The organism is Mediterraneibacter torques, from assembly GCF_044591705.1.
Taxonomy (GTDB): domain Bacteria; phylum Bacillota; class Clostridia; order Lachnospirales; family Lachnospiraceae; genus Mediterraneibacter; species Mediterraneibacter torques.
Map to the genome: position 1 here is coordinate 819,116 of NZ_CP172594.1, position 20,178 is coordinate 839,293.

The 20,178-nt window shown below is 42.3% G+C and carries 17 protein-coding genes; 15 read left to right on the forward strand and 2 right to left on the reverse strand.

Translation table 11 applies throughout. The features are described 5' to 3' along the window. Window positions 1-58: 58 nt before the first annotated feature. On the reverse strand, window positions 59-1,354 hold the full coding sequence (locus tag ACH9UM_RS03690) for a nucleotidyltransferase (RefSeq protein WP_009242600.1): 1,296 nt from the start codon (window positions 1,352-1,354) through the stop codon (window positions 59-61). 165 nt (window positions 1,355-1,519) lie between these two features. Here ACH9UM_RS03690 and mgtE point away from each other — a divergent pair, with 165 nt between their 5' ends. The 11 genes from mgtE (at window position 1,520) to ilvA (ending at window position 14,163) form a co-directional block, all read left to right on the forward strand. Continuing rightward, window positions 1,520-2,872, forward strand: a complete 1,353-nt coding sequence (gene mgtE, locus ACH9UM_RS03695; protein ID WP_009242601.1) for a magnesium transporter — start codon at window positions 1,520-1,522, stop codon at window positions 2,870-2,872. Between the two features lie 217 nt (window positions 2,873-3,089). Next, a complete protein-coding gene (pta, locus tag ACH9UM_RS03700; RefSeq protein ID WP_004846207.1) occupies window positions 3,090-4,085 on the forward strand; it encodes a phosphate acetyltransferase in 996 nt (331 codons plus the stop codon). Between the two features lie 74 nt (window positions 4,086-4,159). After that, window positions 4,160-5,356: an acetate kinase gene (locus tag ACH9UM_RS03705; RefSeq protein ID WP_004846206.1), complete on the forward strand. Its 1,197-nt coding sequence runs from the start codon at window positions 4,160-4,162 to the stop codon at window positions 5,354-5,356. A 128-nt stretch (window positions 5,357-5,484) separates the two neighbouring features. Beyond that, window positions 5,485-6,012, forward strand: coding sequence for a DUF177 domain-containing protein (locus tag ACH9UM_RS03710; protein ID WP_004846205.1), 528 nt, complete (start codon window positions 5,485-5,487; stop codon window positions 6,010-6,012). Window positions 6,013-6,015: 3 nt separating this feature from the next. Further along, on the forward strand, window positions 6,016-6,195 hold the full coding sequence (rpmF, locus tag ACH9UM_RS03715; RefSeq protein WP_004846204.1) for a 50S ribosomal protein L32: 180 nt from the start codon (window positions 6,016-6,018) through the stop codon (window positions 6,193-6,195). Between the two features lie 152 nt (window positions 6,196-6,347). Continuing rightward, window positions 6,348-7,367 (forward strand): phosphate acyltransferase PlsX, encoded by a 1,020-nt coding sequence (plsX, locus tag ACH9UM_RS03720; protein ID WP_009242604.1) that lies wholly within the window; start codon window positions 6,348-6,350, stop codon window positions 7,365-7,367. Between the two features lie 23 nt (window positions 7,368-7,390). Further along, on the forward strand, window positions 7,391-7,621 hold the full coding sequence (gene acpP, locus ACH9UM_RS03725) for an acyl carrier protein (RefSeq protein WP_004846202.1): 231 nt from the start codon (window positions 7,391-7,393) through the stop codon (window positions 7,619-7,621). Between the two features lie 92 nt (window positions 7,622-7,713). Further along, window positions 7,714-8,400 (forward strand): ribonuclease III, encoded by a 687-nt coding sequence (gene rnc / locus ACH9UM_RS03730; protein ID WP_004846201.1) that lies wholly within the window; start codon window positions 7,714-7,716, stop codon window positions 8,398-8,400. 12 nt (window positions 8,401-8,412) lie between these two features. Further along, on the forward strand, window positions 8,413-11,973 hold the full coding sequence (gene smc / locus ACH9UM_RS03735) for a chromosome segregation protein SMC (protein WP_004846200.1): 3,561 nt from the start codon (window positions 8,413-8,415) through the stop codon (window positions 11,971-11,973). 40 nt (window positions 11,974-12,013) lie between these two features. Next, complete coding sequence (gene ftsY / locus ACH9UM_RS03740) at window positions 12,014-12,952, forward strand: signal recognition particle-docking protein FtsY (protein ID WP_004846199.1); 939 nt, start codon at window positions 12,014-12,016, stop codon at window positions 12,950-12,952. Further along, complete coding sequence (gene ilvA / locus ACH9UM_RS03745) at window positions 12,949-14,163, forward strand: threonine ammonia-lyase (protein WP_004846198.1); 1,215 nt, start codon at window positions 12,949-12,951, stop codon at window positions 14,161-14,163. Before ftsY ends, ilvA begins: the two co-directional genes overlap by 4 nt. Before the next feature lie 179 nt (window positions 14,164-14,342). Here the strand turns inward: ilvA and ACH9UM_RS03750 are convergent, their stop codons facing one another. Beyond that, window positions 14,343-15,524 carry a ribose-phosphate pyrophosphokinase gene (locus tag ACH9UM_RS03750; protein ID WP_004846197.1) on the reverse strand — a complete coding sequence of 394 codons (1,182 nt, stop codon included), beginning with the start codon at window positions 15,522-15,524 and terminating at the stop codon, window positions 14,343-14,345. 220 nt (window positions 15,525-15,744) lie between these two features. Between ACH9UM_RS03750 and ACH9UM_RS03755 the strand changes: the two genes are divergently transcribed. From ACH9UM_RS03755 to ACH9UM_RS03770, 4 genes are read left to right on the forward strand one after another with little or no spacing between them, the layout of a single operon-like run. After that, window positions 15,745-17,103 carry a DUF512 domain-containing protein gene (locus ACH9UM_RS03755; RefSeq protein ID WP_004846196.1) on the forward strand — a complete coding sequence of 453 codons (1,359 nt, stop codon included), beginning with the start codon at window positions 15,745-15,747 and terminating at the stop codon, window positions 17,101-17,103. Window positions 17,104-17,115: 12 nt separating this feature from the next. Then, window positions 17,116-18,441 carry a ribosome biogenesis GTPase Der gene (gene der / locus ACH9UM_RS03760; RefSeq protein ID WP_004846195.1) on the forward strand — a complete coding sequence of 442 codons (1,326 nt, stop codon included), beginning with the start codon at window positions 17,116-17,118 and terminating at the stop codon, window positions 18,439-18,441. Window positions 18,442-18,447: 6 nt separating this feature from the next. Further along, on the forward strand, window positions 18,448-19,107 hold the full coding sequence (locus ACH9UM_RS03765) for a glycerol-3-phosphate acyltransferase (protein WP_004846194.1): 660 nt from the start codon (window positions 18,448-18,450) through the stop codon (window positions 19,105-19,107). Window positions 19,108-19,110: 3 nt separating this feature from the next. Then, window positions 19,111-20,124, forward strand: a complete 1,014-nt coding sequence (locus ACH9UM_RS03770) for an NAD(P)H-dependent glycerol-3-phosphate dehydrogenase (RefSeq protein WP_004846193.1) — start codon at window positions 19,111-19,113, stop codon at window positions 20,122-20,124. Window positions 20,125-20,178: the final 54 nt, after the last annotated feature.

The following is a 20,178-nucleotide window of genomic DNA, read 5'->3' on the forward strand; positions in this document are numbered from 1 at the left end:
AAACATGTCCGCAGTGGTGGAAAAAGACCGCTGCGGGCATGTTTTTGTCTGGCGGAAATTAAATTTTGATCACCTTCTGCTTGTATTCATTTTGGAAGGCTGTTTTAAACTTATCGGTGACGACGGAAGTGTATAAATTAGATGCAAGCATGTCATTGCGAAGCATTTTGCGGCCTAGAGGAGGGATGGTTTCGGTTTCAGACAACCGGATAAGAAGCGGCAGTGAACTTTCTTTTGAAATGCGTGTGAGCAGTTTTTCCCGGTCTTTCCGAAAGCCTAAAAGGCGGGCGTAAAAATGATATCCGCCATCAATATATTCCTCTACGTCTGTTTTCTTTATTCCGAGCATTATATGAAGGAGTGCCCGGTTGATCCGTGTCTGCGTAAGTTCTCTTGTTTTTAGAAGGTCACAGAACTGTTTGTAGTTGAAAAAGTAATTAAGCCGGGAACAGATTCTGTTTGCCAGTTCTTCAGAGACATCCATGTATCGAAGCAGGTTTTCGGGATATTTGTTTAATAATTTGTATTTCAGGATAAGAGAAAAGTCGTTTTGATAAATCGGGTAAGAAACTTTGTGGCAATCTTTTAAAAGTTTCAGGCAGCACTGCGGCACTTGTGATTCCAATTCTCCGAAAATGTTAAAAGGGGCGGTGTCGTCAAAAGCTCCCTTTGGCAGATCGTCATATTTTCTTAAAGAAGATCCTGAATACGAAAGAAGAGAACGGATCGCCGATGCAGAACTTAAATTCTCTGTACTGAGTTCTTGGTCGTGATACCGGGCGCCTTTTCTGAGGATCGTATATGGTTTGATCGTGCTTTTTAATTTTCTGATCGCTTTTAGGTATTCGATTCCGAGAATATTATTAGGTTCATCTAAAAGAGCCGCAAAGTTTTTTTCCGGAAGATATTCTTTCAAAGCTTTTCTGCGTGCACACGGAAAGGAAAGTCCGTTTCTTAAATGTTTTTTTAAAAGAGAACGGTAATCTTTTGGCTCTTGACAGAGAAGGTCTGCAATTTCGGATAAAGCATCTAAATCTCCGCATTCACTCCCGAAACAAAGCGAGTCTACAATTTGAAGCTGGTCCAACAAAGCGACAGCGCTTTCGGCAAACAATTCTGCGCTTCCGGTAGAATAGCAGACAGGAAGTTCAAATACAGCGGAAGCACCGCATTCCAGAGCGGATTCGGCTCTTAAACGCTTTGGCATGACAGCCGGAACACCTCTTTGGACATAATCGCCGCTCATAACAACGATGACAGCGTCGGCACCGGTTGTACGTTTTGCCTGTTGGATATGGTAGAGATGTCCATTGTGAAATGGATTATATTCTGTAATAAGTCCTACAATTTTCATAAGAAACTCCTTGTATATCATTTTCTGCCATATTATACTATAAAAAGATGAATTTTTACAGTGGAATATGTAACGGTTCAGTCCGTGTTGTTCATAAAACCGCACTGCGTGCCTATTATGGCTGAATTGTTACAAAAAGATATCTTGGAAGATGAGGAGTTAGGCATGGATCAGGAAAACAGACTTGACGTAGAGCAGATGATCGAACTGCTTGAAAAGCATGATTTTAAAAAATTAAAGGAAGAACTGGAGTCTGTGCATCCGGTAGACATTGTAGATGCATTGGAAGAATTGGACAAAAAACAACGTATTTTGATCTTCCGTCTTCTGGCAAAAGAAGAAGCGGCGGAAGTGTTTACGGATATGAACAGCGACATGAGAGAAGATTTGATCAATGCGCTGACGGATTCGGAGTTGGAAGAAGTTATGGAAGAGATGTACGTTGATGACACCGTCGACGTATTAGAAGAAATGCCGGCAAATGTAGTGGATCGTCTTTTGATGGCAACGGATGAAGAGACAAGAAAGAAGATAAATGCGCTTTTGCAGTATCCGGAGGACAGTGCGGGCAGCATTATGAATATCGAGTATATCAGCCTTCGTAAAGAGATGACGGTTGCGGATGCTATTTTAAAGATTCGTCAGGTCGGTATTAATAAAGAGACGATTTATACATGCTATGTGACGGAAAAAAGAAGATTGATCGGCATGGTCGATGTAAAGGATCTTCTTACGGCAGGAGAGTCGAGACTGATAGAAGAGATCATGGATGAAAACGTGCTTTACGCCCGCACACTGGATGATCAGGAGCATGTGGCGAATATGATCAATAAATACGGATTAGTAGCAATTCCCGTAATTGATCATGAAGACTGTCTTGTCGGAATCGTAACAGTAGATGATGCGATGCTTGTATTGCAGGATGAAACGACAGAAGATATCAGTATTATGGCCGGTGTCAGTCCAAATGAAGATTCTTATTTTGAAACATCCGTTTTCCAACAGGCGAAAAACCGTACGCCGTGGTTGATGCTACTGATGCTTTCGGCAACGATCACGGGCGAAATACTGGGATATTATGAGCAGGCGATGGCTGCGATGCCGATCTTGATCACATTTATTCCGATGTTGATGGGAACGGGAGGAAACTGCGGATCTCAAAGCTCGACTCTGATTATTCGAGGTCTTGCGGTCGGCGAAATTGAGTTTTCGGATATTTTTAAAGTTATCTTTAAAGAGATCAGAGTGGCGCTTGTTGTCGGAACTCTTCTTGCGTTTGTGAACGGGGTAAGAATCTGTATTATGTATGATCGTAACATTATGCTGGCAGTTGCCCTTGGAATTACAATGATCGCAGTTGTAATGATGGCAAAGTGTATCGGGTGTATCCTTCCTCTTCTGGCAAAGAAGATCGGACTTGATCCGGCAATCATGGCGGCTCCGCTTATTACAACAATTCTTGATACATGCACAATCCTTGTTTATTTTAACATCGTAACAACGATGTTTAGGCTGTGAGGGTAAAAGAACGGAAGAAAAGAACAAAGGGAAGAGAAAACAAATAACAAAGGGCATAAGAAACCAAAGATTGATATTTTTATAACAATCATACAAAGATGAAAAGAAATTGTATAAAATTGTACTTAAAAATGCACATGGAATCCCCTTGTATACAAAATCCCTTTGCGTTATAATAAAAATATAATTGTGAAAAATGAAAGGTGGCTTTTAAATCATGGGATTTATCGATGAAATCAAGGCAAGAGCAAAAGCTGATAAAAAGGTGATTGTTCTTCCTGAGACAGAGGACGAAAGAACTTATAAGGCTGCGCAGACGGTCTTAAGAGAAGGGATTGCAGATTTGATTCTCGTAGGAAACGAAGAAGAAATCGAGAAAAATAAAGGCGCATATGATATTACAGGCGCTGTGATCGTTGATCCGGCTAAAAATGATAAAACAGAAGAGTATATTGCAAAGCTTGTTGAATTAAGACAGAAAAAAGGAATGACAGAAGAGCAGGCAAGAGAGCTCCTCCTGAATAATTATCTGTACTACGGCGTTATGATGGTGAAAATGGGAGACGCCGACGGTATGGTGTCCGGAGCATGTCATTCTACGGCGGATACACTTCGTCCGTGTCTTCAGATCTTGAAGACAAAGCCGGGAACAAAACTTGTATCTGCATTCTTTTTAATGGTTGTTCCTGACTGTGATATGGGAGCGGACGGAACGTTCATCTTCGGAGATGCCGGACTTGAGCAAAACCCTGATCCGGAAAAACTGGCAAACATTGCACTTTCTTCCGCAGAATCTTTCGAGACGCTGACAGGAAAAGAACCGATTGTAGCGATGCTTTCTCATTCTACAAAAGGAAGTGCAAAACATGCAGATGTCGATAAAGTTGTAGAAGCAACAAAGATCGCGCACGAACTTGCGCCGGAATTAAAATTAGACGGAGAGCTTCAGCTTGACGCCGCTATCGTTCCGGAAGTCGGAGCATCGAAAGCTCCGGGCAGTGAAGTGGCAGGTAAAGCGAACGTGTTGATCTTCCCTGATCTTGATGCCGGCAATATCGGATATAAACTTGTACAAAGACTTGGAAAGGCAGAGGCATACGGACCGCTTACACAGGGAATCGCAGCTCCTGTCAACGATCTGTCACGCGGATGCAGCGCAGAAGATATTGTGGGTGTTGTTGCAATTACGGCGGTGCAGGCACAGGCAGAGTAAGATCGAGTACATAGAGAGTTTCAGTAAAACTTTCTGTTTATATAGTTTATAAAAACAAAAATGGAGGAGAAGTAATGAACGTATTAGTAATCAACTGTGGAAGTTCTTCATTGAAATTTCAGCTCATTAACGCGGAATCAGAAGAAGTTTTGGCGAAAGGAATTTGTGAGAGGATCGGAATTGACGGACGTCTGACGTATCAGCCGGAAGGCGGAGAAAAAGAGGTGTCGGAAAAGGCGATGCCGACCCATACAGAGGCAATTCAGTTTGTGATTGAAGCTCTTACAAATCCGGAAACGGGTGTTGTTAAGAGTTTGGATGAAATCGGAGCTGTAGGACATCGTGTCGTACACGGCGGAGAAAAGTTTGCATCCTCAGTTGTGATTACAGAAGAAGTGAAGAAAGCGATAGAGGAATGTAATGATCTTGCGCCGCTTCATAATCCGGCAAACTTGATCGGTATTACAGCCTGCGAAAAACTTATGCCGAATACACCTATGACAGCTGTATTCGATACGGCGTTCCATCAGACAATGCCGGAAAAAGCATATATGTACGGACTTCCATACAATTATTATGAGGATTATAAGATCAGACGTTACGGCTTCCATGGAACAAGCCACAGTTTCGTATCTAAGAAAGCGGCGGAAGTGATGGAAAAACCGTATGAAGAACTGAAGACGATCGTATGTCATCTCGGAAACGGATCAAGTGTGACAGCTGTCATGAACGGACAATCTGTAGATACTTCTATGGGAATGACTCCGTTGGAAGGTCTTGTAATGGGAACACGTTCGGGAAATATCGATCCTGCGATCATGGAATTTATCGCAGAGAAAGAACATCTTGATATTGCAGGCGTGATGGACGTTCTTAATAAGAAGTCAGGTGTGTTCGGTATTTCGGGAGAACTCTCAAGCGATTTCCGTGATCTGACAAATGCGATGAATTCAGGAGATAAAAAAGCGAAGATCGCAATGGACGTATTTTCCTATAATGTTGCCAAATATGTCGGAGCATATGCGGCGGTAATGAATGGGGTAGACGATATTGTATTTACTGCGGGAATCGGTGAGAATGACGATTATGTAAGAGAACAGGTGTGTTCTTATCTGGGATATCTCGGAGTTGACTTTGATAAAGAGGCAAATACAGGTTTGAGAGGAAAACAGGCTGAGATTACAAAAGCGGGTTCAAAAGTAAGGGTATTTGTTATTCCGACAAATGAAGAGCTTGCGATTGCAAGAGAGACATTGGCGCTTGTAAAATAGTAAATGAGTTGAGTTGTCTTAAAGATCGTATGGAAAATACTATATTTTGTGTGTTTTCATGAAAATGACGGTTGACAAACAGAATTTACATGATATAATAATTCAGGTATGAATAGGAGTAAATAACAATGTTAATTAACCTATCAGACGTTTTGTCAGACCAGCATAAGACAGTTGAAGAGACTGTGCCGCTTACAATGGGAGAGATCCGGATGAAATTCGGGAAGTATCCGATTGTCGAGAGTGAGCCGGTTCATGTCCGGGTAGAACATGTCAGGGGAAAGGAAATGCTTATTTATGCAGATACCAGACTTGTGACGGTCATTCCCTGTGACAGATGCTTGGAGGATGTAAGATATGAATTTGCTTTAGATTTTGCAAAACATGTCGACATAGGTCTCTCCGACGCAGAACTGACAGAGGAGCTGGATGAATCAAACTTTATTGACGGATATCATCTTGACGTGGACAAACTACTCAGTAATGAGATCTTGTCGGGATGGCCGGAAAAAGTACTGTGCAAGGAAGATTGTAAAGGTCTTTGCCCGGTATGCGGTCAAAATTTGAATACAAAGTCCTGCGATTGTGAAGATACGGGGCTTGATCCTAGAATGTCAGTTGTCCGTGACTTATTTAAGAATTTTAAGGAGGTGTAACCTATGTCAATCTGCCCAAAGAATAAATCTTCTAAAGCAAGAAGAGATAAAAGAAGAGCTAACTGGAAGATGAGCGCTCCGAACCTTGTAAAATGCAGCAAGTGCGGCGAACTCATGATGCCTCACCGTGTATGCAAAGCTTGTGGCGCATACAATAAACGTGAGATTATTTCCGTTGACTAATCGTGAATTGAATGAAGAGGACGTAAAATATGATTTTACGTCCTTTTTTTATTGCTATGCGTATGATAAAAAGATGTCCGACGGACATTTTTTAGTTGATTTTTACAATAATATCAATTAGAATGATTTCAGTAGCGTTAGGAGGAATGAAGATGTCTGACATGACAAGAGTAGCGCTTGATGCAATGGGCGGCGATAATGCGCCGGTGGAGATGGTAAAAGGCGCTGTAGAAGCAGTACAAAAGCGGAACGATATTCAGGTTCTGCTCACAGGAAAAGAAGAGATATTGAAGGAAGAACTTGCAAAGTATACATATCCGGATGAAAAGATTCATATTGTGAATGCGACTGAAGTGATCGAAACTGCAGAGCCGCCGGTAAAAGCAATCCGCAGCAAGAAAGATTCCTCTCTTGTGACGGCAATGAAACTTGTCAGAAACGGTGAGGCAGACGCTTTTGTTTCGGCAGGAAATTCAGGCGCGGTTCTCGTTGGAGGACAGCTTCTTGTCGGCAAGATTAAAGGGGTAGAGCGTCCGCCGCTTGCGCCGCTGATTCCGACGCTGAAAGGAGTTTCCCTTTTGATCGACTGCGGAGCGAATGTAGATGCCCGACCGTCTCATCTTGTCCAGTTTGCAAAGATGGGATCTATCTATATGGAGAGCGTTGTAGGTAAGAAGAATCCTACGGTTGGCATTGTGAATATCGGCGCGGAAGAAGAGAAAGGGAATGCCCTTGTGAAAGAGACGTTTCCGCTTCTGAAAGAGTGTCCTGATATCAATTTTATCGGAAGCGTGGAAGCGAGAGAGATCCCCTATGGCGATGTAGATGTCATCGTATGTGAAGCTTTTGTCGGCAACGTGATCCTTAAGCTTTATGAAGGCGTTGCAGGGGCGCTTGTCAAGAAGATCAAAAGTGGTATGATGGCAAATCTGAAGAGCAAAATAGGCGGTCTTTTGGTGAAACCGGCCTTGAAAGATACGTTGAAAGATTTCGACACAAGCGAACATGGCGGAGCACCGCTGCTCGGATTGAAAGGTCTTGTTGTCAAAACACATGGAAGCTCGACATCAAAAGAAGTATGTAATTCGATTATTCAATGTGTGACATTTAAAGAGCAGAAGATCAACGAAAAGATAACGTCAGTTATTCAAAAAAATCAGGAAAATATTTAAAGATCAGGTAAGGAGAAGATATTATGGAATTTGAAAAGCTTCAAAAAATTATCGCGGAAGTTCTTAATTTAAGTGAGGAAGAGATTAGACCGGACAGTACATTTGTAGATGATCTCGGAGCAGATTCTCTTGATGTATTCCAGATCATCATGGGAATCGAAGAAGAGTTTGACATTGAGATCGATAATGAAGAAGCGGAGAAAATAACAACAGTTCAGGATGCTGTTGATCAGATCAAAAAAGCAGTGGAATAATTTGGTGTAAAATGAAAAAGCCCCTGTGGGCTTTTTCGTTTTACATGGAAAAGAAATAAAGGACGGTGCAAGACACCGGGAAAGAGTAGAAAATGCATAAGAAATTAAAAGAGTTAGAACAGAAGATAGGTTATCGATTCAGAAATTTTTCTTTTCTTGAACAGGCAATGATGCACAGTTCCTATACGAATGAGCATCGGATGGAAAAATACAGATGCAATGAACGTTTAGAGTTTTTGGGAGATGCGGTCTTAGAACTGATTTCCAGTGAGTTTTTGTTTCGGCAGTCTCCGAAAGTTCCGGAAGGAGAGCTGACAAAAACAAGGGCAAGCATGGTGTGTGAGCAGTCATTGGCTATGTGCGCGAGAGACATCGATCTTGGAAGCTATCTTCTTCTCGGAAAAGGGGAAGAGGTAACAGGAGGGCGTTTTCGTGATTCTGTGACTTCAGATGCACTGGAAGCTTTGATCGGAGCAATATATCTGGATGGTGGTTTTACTAATGCAAAAGAGTTTATACATCGTTTTGTTTTGACGGATCAGGAAGATAAGAAACTCTTTTATGATAGTAAAACTATCCTTCAAGAGATTGTTCAGGCTGAAAAACTAGGAGAGATAGAATATCATCTGATAGGCGAGGAAGGACCTGATCATAACAAATCATTTTCTGTGGAACTGACGATCCGGGGCAGGTCGTACGGTAAAGGCAAAGGAAGGACTAAAAAAGCGGCGGAACAGCAGGCTGCCTATGAGGCGATTCATGTGCTGAAAAAAAGATAAAGCAGGTGTTCTATGTATTTAAAAAGTATAGAAGTGCAGGGGTTTAAGTCCTTTGCAAATAAGATTAAATTTGACTTTCATAACGGAATTACAGGTATTGTCGGACCAAATGGAAGCGGAAAGAGCAATGTTGCGGATGCAGTTCGCTGGGTACTGGGAGAGCAACGGGTAAAACAGCTCCGCGGCGGTACGATGCAGGACGTAATCTTTTCGGGAACAGAGAACAGGAAACCGTTAAGTTATGCCTCTGTAGCGATCACATTGGATAATGCGGATCACAAATTGCCTGTTGATTATGAAGAAGTTACTGTGACGAGAAAGCTGTACCGTTCAGGAGAAAGTGAATATCTGATCAACGGAGCGTCCTGTCGGCTGAAAGATATTAATGAAATGTTTTATGACACAGGTATCGGTAAAGAAGGATATTCGATTATAGGTCAGGGACAGATCGATAAAATATTAAGCGGGAAGCCGGAAGAAAGAAGAGAATTGTTCGACGAGGCTGCCGGAATCGTAAAGTTTAAGCGGAGAAAAAACCTATCGGTAAAGAAACTTGAAGAAGAACGTATGAACTTAACCCGCGTAAACGATATTTTACAGGAACTGGAAAAGCAGTTGGGACCTTTGGAAAAACAGTCGGAAACAGCGAAAGAGTATTTAAAGAAAAAGGAAGAGTTAAAGACATATGATATTAATATGTTCCTTTTGGAAGAAGAGAGGATCCGTGACTGTTTAAAAGAAACACAAAAGAAACTGGAGATCGCATCATTAGAATTAGAAGAGTCAAATATCAGTTATGATAAGATGAAAACGGAGTATGAGGCGATTGAAGAGGAAGTAGAAGAGATCGACCTTGCAATCGAAACTGCAAAAAATCGTTTGAATGAAACAAATTTACTGAAGCAGCAACTGGAAGGTCAGATCAATGTATTGAGAGAACAGATCAATACGGCTCGTATGAATGATGAGCATTATGATAACCGGTTGAATACCGTCCAATCGGAAATCAATATGAGAAAAGAGCAGAAAGCGTCTTTTGAAGAAGAAAAGAAAAATCTTTCGGAAAAGCTGCGTGAAGCGTCGCAGGCAGATACGGTTGTAAAAAAACGACTGATCGATGTGCAGACACAGATTGCGGAGCATACAGAAGAGATCGAACAGCGGAAACAGGAAATTATGGATCTTCTTGGAAACAGAGCTTCTACGAAAGCAAAAATCCAACATTTTGATACAACGAGAGATCAAATATCAACAAGAAAATCCGTGCTTGCAAGAAATATTTTAGAAGTGTCGGCAAAGGCGAAAGAGCAGGAAGAGCAGCTGCATGAACATGAAGAGCGGTTGTCTGAGATTCAAGATAAGATTCGGCTCTATAATATGCAGATTACCGAAAATGAACAGAAGATACAAAAACTTCAAGAAGAGTTAAATGTCAGACAGGAAAAATTGAATGTCGGACGAACAGCATATCACAGAGAGGCATCCAGGCTGGAATCACTGAAAAATATTACGGAGCGTTATGATGGATATGGAAACAGTATCCGTAAAGTGATGGCAAATAAGGATAAAAATCCGGGATTGATCGGCGTTGTTGCAGATATTATCAAAGTCGATAAAGAATATGAGATTGCGATTGAGACTGCTTTGGGCGGAAGTATTCAAAATATTGTTACGGATAATGAAGATACAGCCAAGAAAATGATTTCTTTTTTAAAGACGAATAAGTTCGGCCGGGCAACATTTTTGCCGCTTACAAGTATGAGAGGCGGAGGCGGAATTCGCAATGAAGAAGCGCTTAAAGAACCGGGAGTGATCGGTACGGCAGATAAGCTTGTTTATGTAGAGGCGCGTTTTACCGGACTGGCAGAGCAGTTGTTAGGAAGAACCCTTGTCGTTAGAACGATCGATGACGGAATTCTCATTGCAAGAAAATATAAGCAGTCGATTAGACTTGTTACTTTGGAAGGAGAATTGATCAATCCGGGAGGATCGATGACGGGAGGCGCATTTAAAAATTCCAGCAACCTGCTGAGCAGAAGACGAGAGATCGAAGAATTTGAAAAGACGGTAGCCATGCTGAAAAAAGATATGGATGCCGCCGAGGCAGATGTAAGCAGGATTAAATCTGAACGCGCGGGATGCTACAATATGGTAGATGATATCCGTCAGGAACTCAGAAAGGCATCGGTCATCGAAAATACAGCGAAGATGAATGCCGAGCAGACGAAGACGCGTATGGAGGAGGCAAAACAAAGCTGTGCAGGTTATGTCGCAGAACAAGGAAAGCTTGAAAGAGAGTTAGGAGAGATAATAGAGAACGAAGAGTCGATCAGGATGGAACTTGAGGTATCTGAAAATTTAGAAAAAGAACTCAATCTTCGGATCGAAGAACTTCATGCTCTGCTTGAAAAAGAAAGAGATACGGAGAGTGAACAGCTTAAGATCTCAGAAGAATCACATTTATCTTTGGCAGGAATGGAACAGCAGAATCTTTTCGTATCGGAAAATATTTCACGTATTGAAGAAGAGATCGTCAAGTTTCAGGCAGAACTGGAAGAATTGGATAAAAATAAAGATTATGCGTCAGATGAGATTAAGGAAAAGGAAGACAAGATAAAAGAGCTTCGGGGAACGATTGATAATTCAAGAGAATTGTTTGATGAAATTGAAAAAGAAATAAAAGAACAGACAGAGGGAAGAGATGCATTAAACAGGAAGCATAAACAGTTTCTGCAAATGCGGGAAGACTTGTCAAAACATATTTCGGCTCTCGATAAAGAATGTTTCCGCCTGGACAGTCAAAAACAATCTTACGAGGCGGCGTCTGAAAAGCAGATGAATTATATGTGGGAAGAATATGAGATCACATACAATCATGCGATGAAGCTTCGTGACGAAAATCTGACGGATCTTGCGTATATGAAGCGTCAGATACAAGAGTTGAAAAATGAGATCCGAAAACTCGGCACAGTCAATGTCAATGCGATTGAAGATTTTAAAAATATTTCCGAAAGATATGCATTTTTGAAAAATCAGCATGACGACCTTGTCGAGGCGGAGCAGACGCTGATGCAGATCATTGATGAATTAGATGCTGCAATGAGAAAACAGTTTGCCGAGCAGTTTTTAAAAATAAAAGAAGAGTTCAACACAGTGTTCCGACAGTTGTTCGGAGGCGGAAAAGGAACATTGGAGTTGATGGAAGATGAGGATATTTTGGAGGCGGGAATCCGTATCATTGCCCAGCCGCCAGGGAAAAAACTTCAAAATATGATGCAGCTTTCCGGCGGCGAAAAAGCGTTGACGGCAATTTCTTTATTATTTGCGATCCAGAATTTAAAACCGTCGCCGTTTTGTCTTCTTGATGAGATTGAAGCGGCGCTGGATGATAATAACGTGACCCGCTTTGCACAATATCTGCATAAACTGACGAAAAATACGCAGTTTATCGTAATTACGCATCGTAGAGGAACGATGACGGCAGCAGATAGACTGTATGGAATCACGATGCAGGAAAAAGGCGTTTCAACGCTTGTTTCAGTCGATCTTTTGGAAGATAAATTGGATCGCTGAGAATTGATAAAGGAATCAGAGAAAGGAATTAATTAGATAAATGGAAGAAAAAAAAGGATTTTTCAGGCGTCTTGTATCAGGTCTTGCAAAGACAAGAGATAATATTGTATCCGGGATGGACAGTATTTTTCATGGCTTTTCAAAAATAGACGAGGAGTTTTATGAGGAGCTGGAAGAGACGTTGATCATGGGCGATCTCGGAGTACACTCTACAATGGAAATATTAGAAGACCTCCGGGCAAAAGTAAAAGAAAGACATATCAAAGAACCGATTGAGTGCAGACAATTATTGATTGACAGTATCCGGGAACAAATGGATGTAGGAGAGACGGCATATGAGTTTGAAAACAGAACATCTGTCGTGTTTGTGATCGGAGTAAACGGAGTCGGGAAAACAACTACGATCGGAAAACTGGCGGGAAAGTTGAAAAGTCAGGGGAAAAAGGTTGTTTTGGCGGCAGCCGATACTTTTCGTGCTGCGGCGGGAGAACAGCTTCGAGAATGGGCGAACCGTGCCGATGCAGATATGATCGGAGGGCAGGAAGGAGCAGATCCGGCAGCTGTAATCTATGACGCGGTAGCTGCGGCAAAAGCACGTCATGCAGATGTGCTTCTCTGTGATACGGCAGGAAGACTTCACAATAAAAAGAACCTGATGGAGGAACTTAAGAAGATCAACCGTGTGATCGACAGAGAGTATCCGGAAGCTTTTCGGGAGACACTTGTCGTATTAGATGCGACAACAGGACAAAATGCTTTGGCACAGGCAAAAGAGTTTAATGAAGTGGCAGACATTACAGGTGTTATTCTTACAAAGATGGACGGAACGGCAAAAGGTGGAATTGCAGTTGCGATTCAGGCAGAACTTGGAATTCCCGTAAAATATATCGGAGTCGGAGAGACGATAGACGATCTTCAGAAATTTGATGCAGATGAGTTTGTAAACGCATTGTTTTACAGAGAGGATGAAGAAAAATGATGACATTGGAGAAATTTGAAGAAGCCAGCGAGCTTGTAAAAAAAGTGACGAATTCTACAAAGCTTGTGTACAGTGATTATTTAAGCGAGCAAAGCGGAGGAAAGGTTTATTTAAAGCCGGAAAATATGCAGCATACCGGAGCATACAAGATCAGAGGAGCTTATTATAAAATCAGTACGTTATCGGATGAAGAACGAGGCAGAGGACTGATCACGGCATCGGCGGGAAATCACGCTCAGGGCGTTGCCTTTGCCGCAAAAAAATTTGGCTGTAAAGCAGTTATCGTTATGCCTACGGTTACACCTCTTATAAAAGTGAACCGTACAAAGAGCTACGGCGCGGAAGTGATCCTGCACGGAGATGTCTATGACGATGCTTATGCCTATGCGTGTGAGCTGGCAGAAAAAGAGGGATATACGTTTGTACATCCGTTTAATGACATAGATGTAGCAACAGGCCAGGGAACGATCGCAATGGAAATCGTTCAGGAACTTCCGACTGTTGATTACATTCTTGTTCCGATCGGAGGAGGCGGACTTGTTTCCGGCGTTGCGACGCTGGCTAAGATGTTGAATCCGAAAATAAAAGTAATCGGAGTAGAACCGGCAGAGGCGGCAAGTATGAAAGCGGCGCTTGCGGCAGGCGAAGTCGTACAACTTGAAAGCGCCAATACGATCGCGGACGGAACGGCCGTGAAAGCTGTAGGAGATAAAATTCTGCCCTTTGTTAAGGAAAATGTAGACGACGTTCTTCTTGTAGAAGATGATGAATTGATCGGCGCATTTCTTGACATGGTAGAGAATCATAAGATGATCGTTGAAAATTCAGGTCTTTTGTCAGTAGCGGCATTGAAGCAGCTTGACTGCAAAGGGAAAAAGGTAGTCTGTGTATTAAGCGGCGGTAATATGGACGTAATTACGATGTCATCTATTGTACAGCATGGATTGATCCAACGCGACAGGATTTTTTCTGTATCTGTACTTCTTCCTGACAAACCGGGTGAACTTGTCCAGGTGGCGCAGACAATCGCAGAAGCTCAGGGAAATGTAATTAAGCTGGAGCATAACCAATTTGTAAGTACAAACAGAAATGCGGCAGTAGAGCTTCGTATTACGATGGAGGCATTTGGAACAGAACACAAGCAGGAGATACTAAAAGCATTAGAGAAAAAAGGATACCGTCCGAGATTGATCGGTGCTAAACTGTATTAAGTTTGCAAAGCGATGAGGGATACATTTGGAAACTATAAAAACGGTACAGTCTCAAGATAAAAGAATCTTTTGACTGTACCGTTTTTATAGCTCTAAGTTTCATTGTATAGCAAACAAACATTCAAGCGCCGGTCTTTTAAAATCAATTAGTTACAATATATTTTATACTGTATGCACGATCAAATCTGTTCGCCGCGGGCATATTTTTCAAGCAGAGCATGAATTTTGTCTGTCGGATTCATTACAGCACCGATTGTAATATCGTGATTAAGAGAATCAATGATCAAAGCGAGAAACTTACTCATATCTGCTTTTACGAAATATGGTTTTTTGTATAATTCTGCAGGCAGATATGTAAGGTTTGTCGTAATAACTTTATTGATATATCCCTTTTCATAGTATTCGTCAAATTTTTCAAATCCTTCGGTGAATAAACCAAAAGTTGTACATACAAATACACGGCCTGCTTTTCTTTCTTTTAACTGTTTTGCGACATCAAGCATACTTCCTCCGGAAGCGATCATATCATCTACGATGATAACATCTTTTCCGGCAACGTCATCGCCGAGAAATTCATGAGCCACAATCGGATTCTTACCATTGATGATTGTAGAATAGTCACGGCGTTTATAAAACATTCCCATATCGACACCGAGAATATTGGAAAAATAAACGGCGCGGTGCATCGCTCCCTCATCAGGGCTGATGATCATAAGGTGATCTTTATCGGGGATAAGATCAGGAACGGCGCGAAACAGCGCTTTCATAAATTGGTACGGCGGATTGAAGCTGTCAAATCCGCTTAGAGGGATCGCGTTTTGTACGCGGGGATCGTGGGCGTCAAAAGTGACGATGTTTGAAACTCCCATTGCGTTTAATTCTTCAAGAGCAAGCGCACAGTCAAGAGATTCGCGTTTTGTACGTTTGTGCTGGCGGCTTTCGTACAGGAAAGGCATAATGACGTTAATACGCTTTGCTTTGCCGGTTGCAGCGGAGATGATTCGTTTCAGGTCCTGGAAATGATCATCAGGAGACATGTGGTTTAGATGTCCGTTTACAGTGTAAGTAAGGTTGTGGTTGCAAACGTCGGTCATGATGAAAAGATCTGTTCCCCGGATAGTTTCTTTAAGAAGTCCTTTTGCTTCTCCTGTGCCAAAACGGGGACAGCAGCAGTCTACGAGATAGTTGTTTGACTTGTAGTTTACATACAGAGAAGATTCGGATACTTCGTTGATTGTATTTTCACGAAAAGAAACAATATAATCATTTACTTTTTGTCCGAGTTCTCTGCAGCTTTCCATTGCAATGAGTTTTAGCGGTGCGGCCGGAAGAGTTTTTTCTAAAAGTTCGATATTTGACATAGTATTCTCCTGTTAAATAATAGTATAAATTGAGTTTTAAGCCGGAGCATAGAAAAATGCAAACGACTTTACAGCACTAGAATCATATCATTTTTCAGCCTGAAATTCAAGCGCCGCTTCTTTTGTATGTATGTTGTATTGGTGAAGTACAGTCTTTGCGAAGAGGTTTAAATGTGTTATAGTATGTGATAGAATGAACAGCAAATAAGGGGAATAACAAATGACAGGAAAAAAACATGAGCATATTGTCAAATCAATCATGCCCGGCAGTATTGCGGAGGAATTAGGCATTGAACCCGGAGATAAACTTCTTTCGATCGACGGTCAGGAGATTGAAGATATTTTTGATTATCAGTTTTACGTGGAAGACGAAGAAATCGTACTTTTGATTGAGAAACAGGACGGAGAACAGTGGGAGCTTGAGATTGAAAAAGATGCAGACGAGCAGCTTGGAATAGAGTTCGGGCAGGGGTTGATGGATGAGTATCGTTCCTGCCGGAATAAGTGCATGTTCTGCTTCATCGATCAGATGCCGGAGGGAATGAGAGATACTCTTTATTTTAAAGACGATGATTCAAGATTGTCTTTTTTACAGGGAAATTATGTGACGCTTACAAATATGAGTGATCATGATATTGAGCGGATTATTAGGTATAGGTTAGAACCGATCAATATTTCGTTTCAAACGACGAATCCACAACTACGCTGCAAGATGCTTCACAATCGTTTTGCGGGAGATGCGCTGAAAAAAGTAGACAGACTTTTTGAAGGCGGTATTGAAATGAACGGACAGATCGTACTGTGCAAAGGAGAAAACGACGGGGCTGAGCTGGAACGTTCTATTAAAGACCTGACGGCATATATTCCGCTTCTTCGAAGCGTTTCTGTCGTTCCGGTAGGGCTTACAAAGTTCAGAGACGGTCTGTATCATTTAGAGCCGTTTACGAAAGAGGATGCCAAAGAAGTATTATCAGTTATACACAAATGGCAGGATCGCATTTATGAGCAGTACGGAATTCATTTCATTCATGCAGGGGATGAGTGGTATTTGCTCGCAGGACAGGAGGTGCCGGAGGAAGAGCGGTATGACGGATATCTTCAGTTGGAAAATGGGGTCGGAATGCTCCGTCTTCTTTTTGAAGAATTTACAGAAGGGTATAAAAGCCTTACAGGAGACGAGCGGCAGGAAGAACTGTCGATTGCCACAGGAAAGCTGGCATATCCTTATATAAGCGCCATGGCGGAAAAGATAGAAGAGAAATTTCCTAATTTGGAAATTCATGTCTTTTCTATCCGAAACGACTTTTTCGGAGAACGCATTACTGTGTCCGGACTGATCACGGCGCAGGATCTGACAGCGCAGCTTAAAGGAGAGCGTCTTGGCAGCAGACTGCTCATTCCGTGCAATATGTTAAAGACAGATGAAGATGTGTTTCTTGATGATTTTACGGTAAGACAAGTATCCGACGCTTTACAAGTGCCTATTGATATTGTAAAATCAAGCGGACAGGATTTTATAGATGCGGTGATCGGAGAAAAACAGACAGATCCGGACTGCAAAACCGAAAGATTGATTTGAAAGGAAAATAATATGAGTAAACCAGTAGTTGCCATTGTCGGCCGCCCGAATGTCGGAAAGTCAACCCTTTTTAATGCTTTGGCAGGAGAGATGATTTCTATTGTGAAAGATACTCCGGGAGTGACAAGAGACAGGATTTATGCGGATGTGACATGGCTTGATAAAGAATTTACAATGATCGATACAGGCGGTATAGAACCGGACAGCAAAGACATCATTTTATCACAGATGAGAGAGCAGGCTCAGATTGCGATTGATACGGCGGATGTTATTATTTTTATAACTGATGTGAAGCAGGGACTTGTGGATGCGGATTCTAAAGTCGCGGACATGCTCAGAAGATCCGGAAAGCCGGTTGTCCTTGTTGTAAATAAAGTGGATAATTTTGACAAATATATGGCAGATGTATATGAGTTTTATAATCTTGGTATCGGGGATCCGGTTCCGATCTCGGCAGCATCCAGATTGGGACTTGGCGATATGCTTGACATTGTCGCGGAAAACTTTCCGGAAGGAAGCGCTCAGGCGGAAGATGATGACCGCCCGCGGGTTGCGATCGTAGGGAAACCGAACGTCGGAAAGTCGTCGATTATCAATAAACTGCTCGGAGAGAATCGAGTAATCGTCTCGGATATCGCGGGAACAACAAGAGACGCCATTGATACTGAGATTCTTCATAACGGAAAAGAATATATTTTTATTGATACGGCAGGACTTCGCAGAAAGAATAAAATCAAAGAAGAACTGGAACGCTACAGTATTATCCGTACGGTAACAGCCGTGGAAAGAGCAGACGTAGTGCTTATGGTTATCGATGCGACAGAAGGAGTGACGGAGCAGGATGCAAAGATTGCGGGAATTGCTCATGAACGTGGAAAAGGCGTGATCATCGTTGTGAACAAATGGGATGCGATTGAGAAAAACGACAGAACGATGCGTGAGTATGAAAGCGATATCCGTCAGGTGCTTTCTTATATGCCGTATGCGGAAATTATGTATGTATCCGCAGCAACCGGTCAAAGATTGAACCGGTTATATGATATGATCGATATGGTTATCGAGAATCAGACACTTCGGATCGCAACCGGAGTTTTAAACGAGATTATGACAGAAGCAGTGGCAATGCAGCAGCCTCCGTCAGATAAAGGAAAAAGACTGAAGCTTTATTATATTACGCAAGTTGCGGTAAAACCTCCGACTTTTGTTATCTTTGTAAACGATAAGGAATTGATGCATTTTTCATATACGCGGTATTTGGAAAATAAGATCAGAGAAGCGTTTGGTTTTAGAGGAACTTCCCTGAAATTCTTTATAAGAGAACGGAAAGAAAAGGGGTAAAGAAATATGGAACGATTGATCTGTCTTGCGGTCGGATATGTGTGCGGTCTTTTTCAGACCGGATATCTGGTCGGTAAGATGAACCATATAGATATCAGAAAAGAGGGAAGCGGAAATTCGGGAACGACAAATGCTCTTCGTGTGCTCGGATGGAAAGCGGGGATCTTCACTTTTCTCGGAGATGTTTTAAAATGTGTGGCTGCATATTTTATTGTACGTTTTATGTATCGGGGGAGCGATTGTCTTCCGTTGCTTGTAATGTACGCAGGGGCAGGAGTGACTCTCGGACATAACTTTCCGTTTTATATGAACTTTAAAGGCGGAAAAGGAATTGCGGTTATGGCAGGACTTGTCTTTATTAACAGTGTGTGGCATATGCCGCAGAGTCTTTTTCTTATACTTGTTACGGCATTATTCTTTTTTATTCCTGTGATCGTGACAAGGTACATATCTGTCGGTTCTCTTTGTGCATACACAGCATTTTTAATTGAAATGATCCTATTTGGACAGTGGGGATGGTTCGATATGGAAGCAGGCTACTGTTATGAACTATATGGGATCGCAGTTCTTTTGACTGCATTGGCATGGTATCGCCATAGAGAGAACATAAAGCGTCTGGTCAAAGGAACAGAAAATAAATTCGGTTCAAAAAGAAAGGGGCATTGATTTATGGCAAATGTAGGAGTAATCGGTGCGGGAAGCTGGGGAACGGCGTTATCGGTTCTTCTGGCTGACAACGGACATCATGTGACGATCTGGTCGATCGATGAAAAAGAAGTTGAAATGCTGGATAAAAAGAGAGAACACCTGACGAAGCTTCCGGGGGTGAAACTTTCCGACGGCATGACGATCACGGGTGATCTGGAATCGGCAGTCAAGGGAAAAGACTTTCTTGTACTTGCAGTTCCGTCGCCGTTTACAAGGGCAACTGCGAAGAAGATGTCAGCTTACGTCGGGAAAGGTCAGATTATCGTTGATGTGGCAAAGGGAATCGAGGAGAGTACACTTTTGACATTGTCTGCTCAGATCGAAGAAGAAATCCCTCAGGCGGACGTAGCGGTTCTTTCAGGACCAAGCCATGCAGAAGAAGTCGGAAGAAAGCTTCCGACAACATGTGTCATCGGAGCAAAAACAAAAAAAACGGCGGAATATTTGCAGTCTGCGTTTATTAATAAAGTGTTCCGTGTATATACAAGTCCGGATATTTTAGGAATTGAGCTTGGCGGTTCTTTGAAAAATGTCATTGCTCTTGCAGCGGGAATCGCAGATGGCCTTGGTTACGGAGATAATACAAAGGCAGCGCTTATTACCCGCGGAATTGCGGAAATTGCCAGACTGGGCGTGAAGATGGGCGGGAAGATCGAGACGTTCACAGGTTTGACGGGAATAGGAGATTTGATCGTTACGTGCGCCAGCGTCCACAGCAGAAACCGGAAAGCAGGATATCTTATCGGACAGGGAAGGTCAATGCAGGAAGCAATGGATGAAGTTCAGATGGTTGTTGAAGGCGTTTATTCGGCAAAGGCAGCGGCGAAGCTGGCAAAAAAATATGATGTTCCCATGCCGATCGTGGAAGAAGTCAATAAAGTGCTTTTTGAAGGGAAATCACCGGCGGAAGCTGTGGATGACCTGATGCTTAGAGAGTCGCGTTCCGAGCATAGAGCGCTTCAATGGGAAAAATAAAGTCATACCCCCGTTTGCGGATGCATAAATTGTATCAGCAGAACAAGGGGGTAT